General features: G+C 34.9%; 12 protein-coding genes. 7 read left to right on the forward strand and 5 right to left on the reverse strand.

Going from position 1 to position 15,784, the window contains the following annotated elements; translation table 11 throughout:
- Positions 1-102: 102 nt before the first annotated feature.
- Entirely contained in the window at positions 103-2,415 is a 2,313-nt protein-coding gene (gene helD / locus MHI02_RS08615) for an RNA polymerase recycling motor HelD (RefSeq protein ID WP_341165848.1), read from the reverse strand.
- A 152-nt stretch (positions 2,416-2,567) separates the two neighbouring features.
- Positions 2,568-2,999, reverse strand: coding sequence for an SLAP domain-containing protein (locus MHI02_RS08620; RefSeq protein WP_047185759.1), 432 nt, complete (start codon positions 2,997-2,999; stop codon positions 2,568-2,570).
- A gap of 361 nt (positions 3,000-3,360) precedes the next feature.
- Between MHI02_RS08620 and MHI02_RS08625 the strand changes: the two genes are divergently transcribed.
- The 3 genes from MHI02_RS08625 to abc-f all read left to right on the forward strand — a co-directional run bounded on the left by MHI02_RS08625 (position 3,361) and on the right by abc-f (position 9,766).
- Positions 3,361-4,551: an exonuclease SbcCD subunit D gene (locus MHI02_RS08625; RefSeq protein WP_145524080.1), complete on the forward strand. Its 1,191-nt coding sequence runs from the start codon at positions 3,361-3,363 to the stop codon at positions 4,549-4,551.
- Between the two features lie 21 nt (positions 4,552-4,572).
- A complete protein-coding gene (locus MHI02_RS08630) occupies positions 4,573-7,668 on the forward strand; it encodes an SMC family ATPase (protein WP_341165849.1) in 3,096 nt (1,031 codons plus the stop codon).
- A 448-nt stretch (positions 7,669-8,116) separates the two neighbouring features.
- The gene (gene abc-f, locus MHI02_RS08635; protein WP_204798561.1) at positions 8,117-9,766 is read left to right on the forward strand and encodes a ribosomal protection-like ABC-F family protein; all 1,650 of its coding nucleotides are present in this window, start codon (positions 8,117-8,119) and stop codon (positions 9,764-9,766) included.
- 36 nt (positions 9,767-9,802) lie between these two features.
- Here abc-f and MHI02_RS08640 read toward each other — a convergent pair whose 3' ends face one another.
- Together MHI02_RS08640 and MHI02_RS08645 are read right to left on the reverse strand one after the other, a co-directional pair.
- The gene (locus MHI02_RS08640) at positions 9,803-9,925 is read right to left on the reverse strand and encodes a hypothetical protein (protein ID WP_255449125.1); all 123 of its coding nucleotides are present in this window, start codon (positions 9,923-9,925) and stop codon (positions 9,803-9,805) included.
- Between the two features lie 115 nt (positions 9,926-10,040).
- Positions 10,041-10,628, reverse strand: coding sequence for a cell wall hydrolase (locus tag MHI02_RS08645; RefSeq protein ID WP_047185763.1), 588 nt, complete (start codon positions 10,626-10,628; stop codon positions 10,041-10,043).
- 303 nt (positions 10,629-10,931) lie between these two features.
- Between MHI02_RS08645 and mgtE the strand changes: the two genes are divergently transcribed.
- On the forward strand, positions 10,932-12,290 hold the full coding sequence (gene mgtE / locus MHI02_RS08650) for a magnesium transporter (RefSeq protein WP_047185764.1): 1,359 nt from the start codon (positions 10,932-10,934) through the stop codon (positions 12,288-12,290).
- A gap of 35 nt (positions 12,291-12,325) precedes the next feature.
- Here mgtE and MHI02_RS08655 read toward each other — a convergent pair whose 3' ends face one another.
- A complete protein-coding gene (locus tag MHI02_RS08655) occupies positions 12,326-13,105 on the reverse strand; it encodes a nucleotidyltransferase domain-containing protein (RefSeq protein WP_047185765.1) in 780 nt (259 codons plus the stop codon).
- A 238-nt stretch (positions 13,106-13,343) separates the two neighbouring features.
- Here MHI02_RS08655 and MHI02_RS08660 point away from each other — a divergent pair, with 238 nt between their 5' ends.
- The 3 genes from MHI02_RS08660 (at position 13,344) to MHI02_RS08670 (ending at position 15,752) form a co-directional block, all read left to right on the forward strand.
- Positions 13,344-13,865 carry a YbaK/EbsC family protein gene (locus MHI02_RS08660; protein WP_047185766.1) on the forward strand — a complete coding sequence of 174 codons (522 nt, stop codon included), beginning with the start codon at positions 13,344-13,346 and terminating at the stop codon, positions 13,863-13,865.
- 275 nt (positions 13,866-14,140) lie between these two features.
- The gene (locus MHI02_RS08665) at positions 14,141-15,040 is read left to right on the forward strand and encodes a hydroxymethylglutaryl-CoA lyase (RefSeq protein WP_060668559.1); all 900 of its coding nucleotides are present in this window, start codon (positions 14,141-14,143) and stop codon (positions 15,038-15,040) included.
- Positions 15,041-15,212: 172 nt separating this feature from the next.
- Positions 15,213-15,752, forward strand: a complete 540-nt coding sequence (locus MHI02_RS08670; protein ID WP_244987036.1) for a helix-turn-helix domain-containing protein — start codon at positions 15,213-15,215, stop codon at positions 15,750-15,752.
- Positions 15,753-15,784: the final 32 nt, after the last annotated feature.

Below are 15,784 nucleotides of genomic sequence, written 5' to 3' on the forward strand. Positions count from 1 at the left end.
TGACACAAAAGGTTTCGCTTGACTTTTTCCTGAAAACTTTATGCAACACTAGTGATGATTTTTGTAAAGGGCTCATCTGTTGGTAAATAAAAAGGTGGGAGACTATCCCACCTTAAACGTATCGTTATCCGCTTCTTTAATAAACAAGCAAGGTTCCCCTGGTGAGACCATTGTTAAATCATGCATGGCCCTAGTGCATGCTGTATAGAATAACGCTCGCTCAGATTCCCGATTGTATTGATTACTTGATGCATCTGGAATAATAACTGCATCAAATTCAATCCCTTTTGCTAAATAGACAGGAAGTACCAAAATGCCTTTTTCAAAAGAAAAAGTTTCTTCATTAATTGGATATAAATCAATTTCTTTCCGTAGTAATTCATAAATCTGATTTGTTTCCTCCATTGTTTTACAAATTAGTGCGATGGTTTCATGACCATATCTACGTAGTTTTTCAATTTCCAATAACAATGTTTGAACTAAGTTATTTTCAGTTTGAAGCAGGGTAGGTTTTTTTCCTTCCCGTTCAAAAGGTTCAATAATGGAATGACCGGGAGCAAAGTGTTTTGAGAATTCTACAATTTCTTTTGTTGATCGATAACTTTTTGTTAAGGTAATTCGTTCATGGTTACTTTCCACCGCATCCGGGATAAGAGGATTTTCACTTGTCGTATGAGCGTATATTCCCTGGTTAACATCGCCTAGAAGTGTCATTCTCGTATAAGGGAAAATATGTCTTATAAATGCAAATTGGAAAGCAGAATAATCCTGTGCCTCGTCAATAAATAAATGACGTATAGAACGGTCTGCATCGTGTCCAAGAATTTTTCCTTTGAAATATACATATGGTGTAGCATCTTCCCACGTTAAATAGCGCTTGTTTAAATGTTTTACAGTAAATGTAGCGATTGTTTCCCAATTCTTTGGTTTTAGATTTGGTTCCCATTTTTCAAAAAGGTTCCTGTACGTGGCAAGCACATGGACAAACTTCAATCGTTTAATTTGTTTTTTAATTGGGGCAAATGCCCGCTGAATCACTTCTTTACGCAAAAACATTTCTTCTTGAAGCGGGTCATCTTCATCACCATACATATCCTGACTATAAGTGAATGCCTTCTGGTAATCTTCTTTGTCTAATAATTGCATTTCTTCCAAAACCCAGTCTTCAGAAACTTCCTTTTGTTGGATATGACGAATTTCCTTTAAAAGCCATTTAGAAACAAGTTCCAATTTATTTGGAATAGAAATGCTAGAATCAAGTGCATAAAAATATCGAGTAATTTCCTCTTTTGATAGGATAATTTCGTTTCTAAATTTAATGTTTTTAAAAAGAATTCCAGTATGGTTTAAATAAGAAATATAGGAATCAATCATCTGTTTAAAATATAAGCTTGATTTATAGTCCATATTTATAACTCGTATATCGTTTTTATCCTTATGTCGTTCTGTAAGGGTGTACTCGATTTGTTCAAAAGGAGATTCAATTTCAATGTTTTTTTCAATCCTTTTTCTTAAAAATTGTAAGAAGGTAGATTGGCCAATATTTGTCTCTCCTAATTCCGGAAGTACATTGATGATATAACTTGAGAATAGTGGATTTGGTGAAAGAAGGAGAAGGTCATTTGCATTTAACTCTTCACGAAAACGATACATTAAATAGGCTACGCGCTGTAATGCGGCTGACGTTTTTCCACTTCCAGCCACTCCTTGCACAATTAAAAGATTACTCCGTTCGTTACGAATAATTTTATTTTGTTCCTTTTGGATCGTTGCAACGATGCTTTGCATTTTTGTGTTAGCACTATTACCAAGAGCATGCTGAAGTAGGGTATCTCCGATTGTGAGGCCGGTGTCAAACATACCTTTCATCTGACCTTGCCTAATAATATATTGCCTTTTTAATGTTATTTCACCATTTATGGTATCTTCCGTCGATTCATATTGAGCAGGTCCTGGAGCGTAGTCATAATACATGCTTGATATAGGTGCACGCCAATCATATACGAGAAAATTCTCATCCTTTTCATCCATCAGAGAAGCCTTACCAATGTAGATTTTTTCCTCTTCCTTTGTCTGGTTTTCCTTAAAGTCAATTCTGCCAAAATAAGGTGAGTCTTGTAACGAATCTAATGTTTTTCTCTCATGATCTATATTTCCATGTGACCGTTCACGTTCAGCTAAAAATTCAGCTTGCTGTTTTAAACTAGCTTGTGTTTCAATTATATCGTCTGGTTCGTCTAGGTTTACCGTAACATCATCCCAAAAATCCTTTCTAAGATCGATAATACTCTCTCTTAGACCCGAGGCTTTCTCCTTCAGTGCTATTTTTTTCTTTTTAATAACCTGAATGACGTCTTCCAATCTCTGCCTTTCAGCTAATTCATCTTTTATTTGATTTTCCGATTCCTTATTCATTTCAATCAACCCCGTTCAAAAGCGATATAATATATTCTTATTGTTATTAAAAGACATTTATAATATGAGTCGAAAAAAACGTTCATTATTTTATCCCACCTCAAGCTTCTGGGGAAACAAAGAAGGTAGGTGGGAGATCAATTGTCCGTATACTATCTATCAGTGGTGGATGAAGGAAATCCTCCACTGATGGAAGTCTTATTTATTAGTATTACCCCATTTGAAGGAATTTCTTTTTTTAATATTTGTTGTTTAGGAAAAATAAATGTCCAAGGTATACTTGTTTCTTTTTCAATAACTAATCTAGGAATGGTGAAGATATGCCCGGCAATTAATTCACCATTTGCATGATACTGAATCGTGTCATGGTGAAAAGTGAAATCCGAATTGGAGGTATTATGAACGAGAACCGTTACTAGTAATTCCCCTTTATGATTGATTGCATGTCCCAAAGTGGTAAATTGTATTTTTTCTTCCTTTGAAAGATTCTCTTTTACCCTTATAAATTCCTGCTTTATTTTTTCTCTGTCTTTATTTGCTATCGTTTTGTCCCAAGCCGCTTCAAATTGTAATGTCTGAGTCACGATGATAACCTCCAATTGTATTTAAACGTATACCCATATCATACAGGATTAAACGGGAATTCCAAAATAGCTAAACTCATCCTAGCATTTTTAAAACCAGGCTATACTAATCTAATTTGAATTTGAAAAATGGTATAATAGAACGAAGGATTTATAGTTTATCCTACCTCAAGCTTCTGGGGAAACAAAGGAGTAGGTGGCAGATCAACTGCCTGAAAAGGTCCGATAAGTGCGACTAACCATTAGTAGGGGATGAAGGAAAAACCCTACTGATAGGAGTCTTCTATATTAATGAAAATATAAAACTAAAAAAATGAATGAAATATATGTTAAATGAGAATAGAAGGGAGCATGGATAATAATGAAGTTTTTTCATACGGCAGATTGGCATCTTGGAAAATTAGTTCAAGGGGTGTATATGACGGATGATCAGCGTTTTGTATTAAAGCAGTTCGTTGAAGCGGTAGAAGAGGAAAAGCCCGATGTGGTTATCATTGCAGGTGACTTATATGATCGTGCTGTACCTCCAACTGAAGCTGTCCATTTATTGGATGAAGTTCTTGAAACGATTGTAATAAAGCTTAATACCCCTGTCCTTGCTGTTGCGGGTAATCATGATAGTCCAGGTAGATTGAATTTCGGCAGTAGTATCATGAAGGAAAAAGGATTTCATATCATTGGTAACTATACAAACGACTTCACTCCAGTTGTTTTGAATGATGAGCATGGGGAGGTACATTTCCATCTTGTTCCATATTGTGACCCAAGTGTCGTACGAACAATTCTTGAGGACGATGAAATACGAAGTCATGATGATGCAACAAGGAAGACTATCGAGCATATGAACGATTCATTAGACCCTAATGTACGTCATGTGTATGTTGGACATGCTTTTGTTACACCATTTGGAGAAGAACAAGAGAATACAAGTGAATCAGAAAGACCCCTATCTATAGGTGGTGCGGAATATGTAGATGCTCACCATTTTAAAGCTTTTCATTATACAGCTTTAGGCCACTTACACCAAGCGCACTACGTAATGGATGAAACGGTTCGTTATTCCGGATCGATTTTAAAATATTCGATTTCAGAAGAAAATCATAAAAAAGGCTTCTTAGTGGTTGATATGGATAAAGATGGGAACGTAAGTCTTGATAAGCGTCTTTTAACTCCAAGAAGGGATATTCGTACGGTGGAAGCAACGATGGAAGATTTACTAAAACATCCGGTGAATGAAGATTATGTATTCGTACGTTTACTAGACACAGCTCCGGTATTATCCCCAATGGAAAAAGTACGCTCCGTTTATCCGAATGCGATGCACGTAGAAAGAAAGAATGTCTCTTCTGGACTCTTTCCAAATGAAGAAAGGGAATATGTCGATCGTAGTAGTTTGAGTGACTTTGATCTATTTCAAGCTTTCTATAAGGAAGTAAAAGGACAAGAACCTTCAGAGGAAACGGAAAAACTATTTAAAGAAGTGTTAGACGAAATGTTAAAAGCGGATAGTGAAAGCCAAACGGTCAAAAAGAGAGAGCCAATTAGAAACTAATGGAAAGAGGTTAGTCATACAATGAAACCACTAAAGTTAACGATGACGGCTTTTGGCCCTTATAAATATAGTGAAACCATCGATTTTACAGAATTGGATCAAAACCATTTATTTGTCATATCTGGAAACACTGGTGCTGGAAAAACAACCATTTTTGATGGTATTTGTTTTGCGTTATATGGTAGTGCAAGTGGTTCAGATCGTGAAAACCAGACAATGCTCCGTAGTGATTTTGCGGAAGATAATACGCATACTTCTGTTGAGCTTATATTTGAATTACATGGTCGAATCTATCGTATTTTACGTCAATTAGGCCATGTTAAAAAAGGAAATAAGACGAAAACTGGGGATAAATACGAGTTTTATGAAATTATAGGAGATAAAGAAATTCCTTGTGTCGATCGGCAAATCGTTTCAGAAATTGATAGAAAAGTAGAGACTCTTATCGGATTAACGAAGGATCAATTTAAGCAAATCGTGATGTTGCCGCAAGGGGAATTTCGTAAATTACTTACTTCAGAGACAGAAAATAAAGAAGAAATATTACGTCGGATTTTTAAAACAGAATCTTATCAACAACTAGTAGGGCAACTAAACGAAAAGAAGCAAACTGTTAAACAATCATATAATCAAGCAAAACAAGCTATCGATCATTATATTCAAGGTATATCATCTAATCTACCAAATCGAGAGGATTCCTTATTATTTCAAGTAATCTCAGAAGAACATTTCAATGTTAATCAAGTTATTGCTGGCTTAAAAGAAGAGATGGAATTTTACATTAAGCAAATAAAAAACGATCAAAAAGAGTATGATGATGCATATGCCATGCATAACAAGAAACAATCTGAGTATTTTCAAGCAAAAGTAATAAATGAACGATTCCAAGAGTTAGATGAGAAAAAGGCTCGACTACAGCAATTAGAAGAAAAGAAACCTAACGTTGAAATAAAACAACGTGAACTAGAAGTGGCAGAACGAGCAGCTGCAATTGAAATATACGAAAAGCAAGTGAATGATTGGCGGCTAGATGAAGAACATAAATCGAATCTTTTGAAACAAGCAAAATTGGCCAAAAGTAAATCTACTGAACAATTCGAACAAGCACGTGACGTATTTCGAGAGCAGGAAGCTAAAAAAGACGAACGTGAACAAGTAACTAAAAAACTGGATCATCTTAAAGATATTCTGCCAATGGTGCAAGAAATGGAAAAAACGAAACAGCATATTGATGGACTTAAGAAACAAGTAGAAACAGCCTCTATTAATCTTGAGAAAGTTAATAAAGATGTTGTTCAAAAGCAAAAAATGAGTGATGATCACTACCAAAAAATAAAAGAACTGGATGAAAAAACAACTCTATTGCAAGATAAACAGGAAAAATTATCGGAATTAAAGGTGAAAGGACAAGCTTTATTAGATTACAAAAAATTACAGAAGCGAATGAATGAGTTGGAAGCGGATGTTGTTAATAAAAAGCAGGCCTATGATCAGTTAAAGCAAATCTATCAAGAACAGGAAGAAATATGGTTAAATAACCAAGCAGTTGTTTTGGCAGAGCATTTACATGATGGGGAAGCTTGCCCGGTTTGTGGAAGTAAGGAGCACCCACAAAAGGCTGTAAATAGTGGGAAAGTTGTAACTAGAGAAGAGCTCCAATCTTTGAGAGTAAACCTAGATAATTCAGCGGAGCTTTATCGAAAAGCGGATGGAGTATTAGCCGCTAATAAAAGCAATATGAAAGAAATGGAATCCGAATTACTGGAGCAATTTAACATTCCAAAAGAAGAAGCTATTCGTATTTATGATGAAGTGGTTATAGAAGGTAAAAGGGTAAAAGAAGAGGTAGATCAATTATTAAAGTTAGCTGAGGAATTAAGAAGTTTAAGATTGAATCATGAAAAAGAATTAACTGTTATCAGAGAGCTTCAAACGAAAAAAGAAAAGCTAGATCATATTCATGCACAGTATAAAGAGGAATATAGAACAGCTTTAACTCGCTATGAGGAAAGATTAAATCACGTTCCCGAAGACGTAAGAAATCTAACTGTTTTAGAGAGTGAAATTGAAAAAACGGCTAATCATAAACAAAAATTAGAAAAAAGTTGGGAATTAGCTCAAAAGCAGTTAGAACAGGCAAAAGAAGAGGATACTAAGACAGATGCTAATTTGCATCATGCGATAAAACAACTAGAAGAAACAAAGGAGAAAAAGCAGAAAGCTGAAATTGAATTTAAAACGAAACTGGAAGAAGCGGCTTTCGCTAGTTTAGAAGCGTATAAAAATGCAAAAATGTCCGAAGTTGAGCAACAGAAATGGAAAGTTGCCATTCAGCAATTTAATGAAGAATTATCAACCGTAAAATCCCAGGTTCATGAATTACAGCTTTCTTTAAAGGATAAAAGAAGGCAGGATTTAATCCAGTTGGAGTCACAACTTGAACAGCTGAAACAGCAATATGAAAATAAGCTAACTCGTTTAAATCTTTCCAAGGAATATTATCAAGAGGCAGATAAATTAATAATTCATATTTTAGATGGGCATGAGCAGGTAGTTAAATTTGAAAAAGATTTGTCTATGATTACGGATTTGCATGACATGCTACGTGGACAAAACGACAAGCGGATCTCATTCGAACGTTATTTGCAGATTGAATATTTGGAAAGAATTATTGAAGCAGCAAACCATCGATTAAAACGGTTATCCAATGGGCAATTTTATTTAATTCGCAGTGACCGCCAAGAATCCCATGGAAAACAAAGTGGACTTGGACTCGATGTTTTCGACACGTATACTGGACAAACCCGGGATGTCAAGACATTATCAGGTGGGGAAAAATTCAATGCTTCCTTATGTCTTGCATTAGGAATGTCAGATGTCATCCAAAGTTTCCAAGGGAATATTTCCATTGAAACCATGTTCATTGATGAAGGTTTTGGGTCATTAGATGAGGAATCCTTATTTAAAGCCATTGATACCTTAATTGAATTACAACAAACCGGTCGCATGATTGGGGTTATTTCTCATGTTCAGGAATTGAAAAACATGTTTCCAGCCGTTTTACAAGTTGCAAAAACAAAAGAAGGTTATAGTAAAACGAAATTTGTCTTGAAATAGAAATATAATTTAGTGACCCTTTTTCAGTCATGTGATATACTACAAGAAGAATTAAATGAGAGGACTGATGGGTGGACAATGAAAAATTAATCTTATTTTAAACGTTTGAAATGAAATAATTTTGATTTCAACCAGGAATAAATAGGATTAGTCTGCCCATTTATAATCGAGCGTTTCTATTTTACATAATAAGTAGATTTATCCCATCTAAACGGGAAGTAACACTCCCTCCTCCAAGCTTCTGGATAAACAAAGAAGTTAGGTGGGAGATTAACTGCTCATTAGTGGGGGATGAAGGAAAGCCTTCGCTGATGGAAGTCTTTTTATTTGTTATGTAAAGGCATGGCTAATCCTTCCAATGATATTGGGAGGATTTTTTCAATATTTTAAGTTAAATGATAAAGCTTTATATGGTGGAATCCTCCCTTACAAGGAAAGGGACGATCGTATGAGAGAAATTTTGAAATTAACGAATGTGACATATGAAATAAAGGATACGGAAATATTTAAAAATGTAAATGCTATGGTACACGAAGGCGATATTATTGGTGTGATTGGAAAGAATGGTGCTGGTAAAACGACATTACTTGAATTAATACAAGGTGAAATTCAGCCAACAAAAGGGCAGATTACCTTTATTCATAAAAATATAAGAACAGTTATGGTGGAACAAGAAACGAAATCTTTTTCCGCTTATCATTCATCCCCTTCTGAGGCAAAATTATTAAGTTACTGGAATGTACCGGAAAATGACTTTAGGCAATTAAGTGGTGGAGAAAGATTGAAAGCACGACTAGCAAATGGTCTTTCAAAACAAGCAGAGCTGCTATTATTAGATGAACCTACGAATCATTTAGATGAAGAAAGTATGGAATTATTAAAACAATACATGCAAGATTACGAAGGTACTATTATTTTTGTTTCCCATGATCGTCATTTTATGGATGCTGTTGCAACGAAAATTTGGTCTTTAGAAGACAAATTATTAACAGAGCATTCTGGGAACTACTCAGGTTTTATAGAATATCGCAAAGAGAAAAGATTATCTCAGCAACGTGCATATGAAAAACAGCAAAAAATGAGGAAACGGATTGAGGGACAAATGAACGAATTATCTTCTTGGTCCACGAAAGCACATGCTCAATCAACGAAACAGGAAGGTCCCAAGATGGGTTCTAAAGAATACCATCGTAAAAAGGCAAAACGAATGGATTCCCAAATTAAATCCAAGCAAAAGCGACTTGAAAAGGAGTTAGATAGAGCAAAGGTTGACTTTGTAAAACCTGAATATACCGTTCAATTTTCTATGACTGCAAACACGAAGGTTGGGAAGCGTTTTTTAGAGGTGAAAAGTCTATCAAAATCTTTTGATGGGAAAACACTATTTACAGGTGTTCATTTTTATATAAAATACGGGGAAAAGGTGGCACTTATTGGCCCAAATGGAAGTGGAAAGACGACATTACTGAAAATGATAATGGGAACGGAACAAGCTGATGGAGAAATATGGATTTCCCCTTCTGCAAATATTGGATATTTGACCCAAGAAGTTTTTGATTTACCCCTTGAAAAAACGCCAGAAGAGCTATTCCATACAGAAACATTTGAGAATAGGGGGAAAGTCCAAAATGCCATGAAGCATTTAGGGTTTGAAGCATCGCAATGGAATGAACCGATTAAGTTCATGAGTATGGGGGAACGAGTGAAGTGTAAGCTTTTGGTCTATATATTAGAAGAGAAAGATGTGCTTATCTTGGATGAACCCACAAACCATCTTGATTTACCTTCTCGAGAACAATTGGAAGAAACGTTGGCACAGTATAATGGCACATTAATCGTTGTTTCTCATGATCGTTATTTTCTTGATAAAATAACGGATAGTCAATTGATTATTTCGAATCAACGTGTTCATAAGAAATTAACTAATGAATCAAAGGAACCGGAAGATAAGGCTGAGTTGGTATTAAAATTAGAAACAGAAAGACAAGAAGTGTTGGGAAAACTTAGTCTTCTAACCCCCAATGATTCTTCCTATCCAGAGTTAGATGAACGTTTTAAAACGTTAACGAAGAAAATTCAGGACCTTAAACATGAATAACAAAAAGGATTAGAGAAGTCCTCCTTCTCTAATCCTTTATTGTTTATCTTGCTCTTTTAAAGATTTTATTTCATTCTCGATACGATCTAAACGGTCTAAAATTGGTTGTAATGCTTCTTGAAGCATGATACGTAATCTATCTGCTTTTTCGTTTTCCATTTTTTATTCCTCCATTGAATGGGATTTGATATATAATATTTCCTATGTTCAATATTATTATATCAAATGATACCTCTAACTATTGTGATATATGTCACATGTAACCCCATTTCATCTATTTAGCAAAACGATGGTTCCCTATAGTAACGGTTGTTTCTCTTGAAAAGATCCACTTACTTGTGGAAGTTTTCGGATTGTAGAAATAGATGGATCCATCGCTTTGCCCGCGATATGCAATGGCTTCATTTACTGCTTTCATATCTTCATCTGTATAATTGCCATTAATTTTGCCGTTTTGTACGGGTGTAAACGCGTAAGCCCCACCTACTTTTTCATAAATAACCTCCCGAATCGTATCAGGGAATTCTTTATGATCCACACGATTTAAAACAACCGTAGCAACACCTACTTTGCCAGCATACGGTTCTCCTTTTGCTTCTGCATGAACAAGCTTAGCCATCAATTCTTTGTCTTTCAAAGGAATATCGTCTGGAACTTGGATGGTTTCTCCGGCATATAAAACATTACCAGAACGTTTATTGGCAATTTGTAAGTTTGTTATCGTTGTACTAAACTTCTTCGCAATAGAATGGAATGAATCTCCTTCTTGTATTTTGTAAGAAGCAGCATCTGCACTCATTGGTATCGTAAATAAACTAGCAATCATTGATATAGTTAATAGAAGTTTCATAATCCTATTCATCTTATTCATACTCCTCCTATTTTTCTAGAATATATACTAGATTACTAGTTGTAATATAACTTCGCATGATCCAAAAAATTCCATGAGAAATGGATTGACTCCTATTCTAGTACTGATCTATAGTAGGGGAGGTGTTGGAAGTTTCATCCAGTTCGATATCATTTCCATTGATTGGAATGTCAGGAATTTTCCGTTTGGAATATAACAAATGTAATAAAAATGTAATATTACATGACTTTGGTTTACACATATTTATTTAAAGCTATAATGTTAATGGACAACTGAAGGAAGGAGGCAATTGTTATGTCTCTTGAGATGACAGAAAATGAAACAACACTTGCGATTATTCAAACCTTAAAGGATAGGAAAAAGGAACAATTTTTATCTATAATGGATGAATTGCAGCCATATGACATCGCACAACAATACTTGAATTTACCGAATAAGCATAAAAACAAATTTATAATGTATCTCCCTACAGAGCAATTGACCTATATGATTCAAGAACTTGATAAGGAAGACCAGTTGCTTGTTCTAGAAAAATTAGGGATTGAGCGTTCCACTCAAGTCCTCGATTTGATGGATAATGATGATCTTGTTTCTCTATTAGAAGAATTAGAACCAGAAAAAGTCGAAGAAATTCTTTCAGAAATGAAGGAAGAGGAATCCACGATTGTTCAAAATATGATGAAATATTCTCCTGAAACGGCTGGGAGAATTATGACCAACCTATATGTATGGATTCCCAAAACATATACAGTACGTGAAGCAGTTGATAAGCTAAAACACTTTGCGGAACTAGCGGAATACTTGAACTATTTGTATGTGATAGGTGAAAAAAAGGAATTAGTAGGAGTTGTATCGTATAAAGATCTACTTCTTGCTGACATGTACGAGAAAATAGAAGATATTATGTTTTCCCGTGTAGTGACAGTAGACGTCCATACTGACCAAGAAGAAGTAGCAAAATTAATCAATCGATACGATTTTATTTCCATACCAGTAATTGAAGAAAATAATAAACTTGTCGGTGTGGTAACAGTAGATGATGTAATGGACATTATTTATCAAGAGGCTAATGAAGATATTGAAAAACTTTCAGCATCTGGTAAGGCGATTGATTTTAATACCAAACCATTTGTTGCTGCATTCCGAAGACTTCCTTGGCTTATTCTCTTATTATTTATTGGAATTGTCTCAGGAAGTATTATCGCTGGATTTGAAGAAACGTTGGATAAAGTAGTTGCTCTTGCATTCTTTATGCCAATGATTGCAGGAATGACAGGGAATACGGGAACACAATCCTTAGCAGTTGTAGTGAGAGGACTTACAAAAGATGATTTGAATGTTAAAGAAGTTATAAAATTAGTCATGCGTGAACTATGGGTTGGAATTATCATAGGTGTAACGTGTGGAATTCTTATTGCGATAATTGCCTTGTTCTGGCAGGGGAATGCAACATTGGGTTTAGTTGTTGGTGTTTCTTTATTAGTTACGTTAATTATTGGTACTTTATCGGGAACGATTATTCCGCTTATTTTATATAAGTTTAATGTAGACCCTGCCGTTGCATCAGGGCCACTCATTACAACCATTAATGATATTATTTCTCTTTTTGTGTATTTTGGCATCGCAACGATGTTTCTTTCTAAATTAATGTAGAGAAGTGGCTTGATTCAGTATGATCAAGCCACCTTTTAATTCTCCCATATTTTCTTTAATGTCATACGAAACAATGTGTCTAATTTATTGGTTACTTGTATTTGTTTCGTTTTCATATGTGAGACAGACTTATCTAGAAAATCTAATTCCCTGCGTATAAATGATTGAAGCTCTCCAACTGGCAGATTCGCTTCCAATAGTTGCTTTGTTTTAACTTCCCTTAAACATTCTATAGCATTTTTTTCAGTTGGCGAAAGTAAATGAACAAGTGCTGTAAGATGAATAGGTGGAAAGGTACTATAAGTTATAATCCATTTTGCTATCAAGATTGGCCTAACAATTTGAATATAAAGTTTAATGGTATTTGCGGTTGTTTCGTCTAATTTACGTAAATTGCTCTTTGCCATATTTATATAATGATGGACACAGGGCTTTGGTTGAAAAAGTTGTGATTGAAAATCCATCATGTCTTTAATAGTATCGGATGGTCCAACATAAACAATTGGACTATTTAACCACTCTAGAAGCCCGGGGTTTGATTTCCGGAAAAGTCTCAATGCTTTTGTAAGTTCCCAACCATGTAAATCAAGGGTAGAATGCATTGGGACTTCAATAGTATCCCTCTTCTTACCAATTCCAACTGGATCGATACTTAAATAATAATCGGTAGGATGAATATAAATAAAGCGGACATCATAGTCACTGTCAATTGCATGTAACCCCCAGGCTCTACTACCAGCCTCACAAGCATAAAGTACTTTAATATTTTTTTCTTTCTCTATCTCCTTGATTTTTTTTATAATAATATCCTTCATTTAATTAACTCCCTAGATGATTGCTTTTTTCTATTATGATTAAAATAACATACTTTATGGGCTGGATAGAAGTGAAGCATAAACGGGATTGTGGGCAGAACACGCCACTCTAATAAATATGGTAAGAAGTTCAACATATGTAATTTGCAGAAGGGGGCAAATAGTTTGACTATTATATCGAATTTCAGTATAAATGATGTTACGGATTAGGATAAGGGTTAAAGGAGAGGTTAGAGGAATGTCAATAGAAAGTGTGAAACGTCATTTTAAACAATTTAATCGAGAACAAGATATATTAGAATTCGATTCGTCCAGTGCCACTGTCCAAGAAGCGGCTGATACAATCGGGGTGGAACCTGCAAGAATTGCAAAAACGTTATCCTTTAGAGGAGAAGAAGAACAGGCTATTTTAGTTGTGGCAGCGGGAGATGCTAAAGTTGATAATAAAAAATTTCGTAAAACGTTTGGATTTAAAGCAAGAATGCTATCCCCAGAACAAGTATTAGAACAAACCGGACATGCAATTGGCGGTGTTTGTCCATTTGGTTTGAAAAATGATTTGGAAGTGTATTTAGATATATCCATGAAAAGATTTGACACACTTTATCCAGCGTGCGGAAGTACAAATAGTGCAATTGAATTAACAAACGATGAAATATTCACTTATTCCCACGCAAAGAATTGGGTAGATGTCTGTAAAGGATGGGAAGAAGAGGAAAAGGGAATGGAAAAAGTAGTTCAAGAAAACCTTGGTAAATAGCTGAATTAGTAACTCAGTTCTTAACGTGACTGGGTTATTTTTTTTACATAAGTATATGATTCTGCTTTCATTGACTTTCCTTTTGACAATCGGTTATACTTTATTCAACAATGTTGAATAATAATAAACGCTAGTGAATATACTGTAATACTTAAGGTGAAATGAATGACTAAGACCTATGTAACACCAATTGCCTGATGACCTCATAACATAGAATATCAATGGAATGTCAACATTTTAAGTTATGAAAATGTTAAAAAACAGGAGGCTTAATGATGGGGAAGCTCCCTAAGTTTGTACAAATTAAGGAAGTTGGGCCACGGGATGGTTTACAAAATGAGAAAAAATGGGTATCTACTGAGTCCAAAATTGCTTGGATAAATATGTTATCAAATACAGGGATAAAAGAAATAGAGTTTAGCTCATTTGTTAATCCAAAGATGATTCCAGCACTATCAGATGCACGTGAGGTTGGAAAACAAATAAGTCGAAATCCGAATGTCGTTTATTCTGCTTTGGTTCCAAACCAAAAAGGATTAGAATATGCACTTGAAGCAGGAATTGATGGCGCATCTGTTTTTATGTCAGCGAGTGAAACACATAATCAAAAGAATATAAATAAAACGATACAGGATACGTACCCAGTGTTAAAACAAGTAATAGAAGAGGCGAAAGCAGAGGGCAAACACGTTACGGCTTATATATCAACTGTATTTGACTGTCCATATGAAGGGAACATGAAACCAGATGCTGTAATTTCAATATGTGAAAAATTACTAGAGTACGGTGTTGATGACCTTTCGTTGGGGGATACCATTGGTTCTGCTGTTCCATCACAGGTAGAAACATTACTGGATGACATATTGAAAAGATATCCTACTGAAAAAGTTATTCTCCATTTTCACGATACGAGGGGAATGGCTATCGCGAATATTATGACAGCTATGAATTATGGAATTTATCGATTTGATAGTTCCATTGGAGGATTAGGTGGATGCCCTTATGCACCAGGGGCAGCAGGGAATGTTGCGACGAATGATGTGTTATATCTCCTTCATAGGATGGGGGTTGAAACCGGTATTAACGAAAAGAGAATACAAGAAGCATCCTTGTATATTCAAAATCAATTAGGTAAGATTTTACCTAGTAGATCATTATTGGCAAGTGGTCTTTAAATGAGAGGAGATGTTATTTATTTAAGCGATAAATAGCATCTTTTTAAATGCGTTTAATGAAGCGTGTTGTATGAAGTTTCTTGACTATGAATCAAGTACTATTCTATGATTAAAACATTGGTATTCGTAGGGATTAAATGGAAAGGACTGAGTCTCTATCGATTTAAAAAATTTGGGTCATAAAATAAAAGAATTAAGATTACGTCAAAAGAAAACACAACAGCAAATTGCAGACGAATGTGGAATATCTAAAAGCATGTTATCCAAAATTGAAAACGGACAAACTGCTTCTGCTGTAGCTACTTTATCTAAGATAAGTGAAGCATTACATGTTTCGTTATCATGGCTTTTAGATGATAAAATAGAGGATTCATTAGTTTTGCAGAAGAGATCACAAAGGAAATCCCAAATTGGTGATGTACATATGGGGTATTCCTATGAGCTATTAGCAAACCGTTCTCAATTCAGTAGTATTGAACCAACCATTGTTCATGTCACTCCTAAACATAGAAATTTACGTACGGAGACTTATACCCATTTACAAGATGAGTTTATATATATCTTGGAAGGGTCTATCTATCTATTTTATGATGGGGAAAATTATTATATGGAAAAAGGGGATAGTGCTTATTTCAAGGGGGAAAAACCTCATCTCTTTGTGCCAGTCAATGATGAAGAAGCTCAGGTTTTAACATGCTTTATTAGCATATAGTTGTTGTTAGAATTTTGTTTTACCAAGTTACT

This window comes from Oceanobacillus sp. FSL K6-0118, assembly GCF_038006665.1.
In the GTDB taxonomy this organism is placed as follows: domain Bacteria; phylum Bacillota; class Bacilli; order Bacillales; family Amphibacillaceae; genus Oceanobacillus; species Oceanobacillus caeni.

Coding starts and splice junctions, on each gene's coding strand:
- helD (WP_341165848.1), bottom strand. CDS start 2,415: ATGAATAAGGAATCGGAAAATCAAATAAAAGATGAATTAGCTGAAAGG.
- MHI02_RS08625 (WP_145524080.1), top strand. CDS start 3,361: ATGAAGTTTTTTCATACGGCAGATTGGCATCTTGGAAAATTAGTTCAA.
- MHI02_RS08630 (WP_341165849.1), top strand. CDS start 4,573: ATGAAACCACTAAAGTTAACGATGACGGCTTTTGGCCCTTATAAATAT.
- abc-f (WP_204798561.1), top strand. CDS start 8,117: ATGAGAGAAATTTTGAAATTAACGAATGTGACATATGAAATAAAGGAT.
- MHI02_RS08640 (WP_255449125.1), bottom strand. CDS start 9,925: ATGGAAAACGAAAAAGCAGATAGATTACGTATCATGCTTCAAGAAGCA.
- MHI02_RS08645 (WP_047185763.1), bottom strand. CDS start 10,628: ATGAATAGGATTATGAAACTTCTATTAACTATATCAATGATTGCTAGT.
- mgtE (WP_047185764.1), top strand. CDS start 10,932: ATGTCTCTTGAGATGACAGAAAATGAAACAACACTTGCGATTATTCAA.
- MHI02_RS08655 (WP_047185765.1), bottom strand. CDS start 13,105: ATGAAGGATATTATTATAAAAAAAATCAAGGAGATAGAGAAAGAAAAA.
- MHI02_RS08660 (WP_047185766.1), top strand. CDS start 13,344: ATGTCAATAGAAAGTGTGAAACGTCATTTTAAACAATTTAATCGAGAA.
- MHI02_RS08665 (WP_060668559.1), top strand. CDS start 14,141: ATGGGGAAGCTCCCTAAGTTTGTACAAATTAAGGAAGTTGGGCCACGG.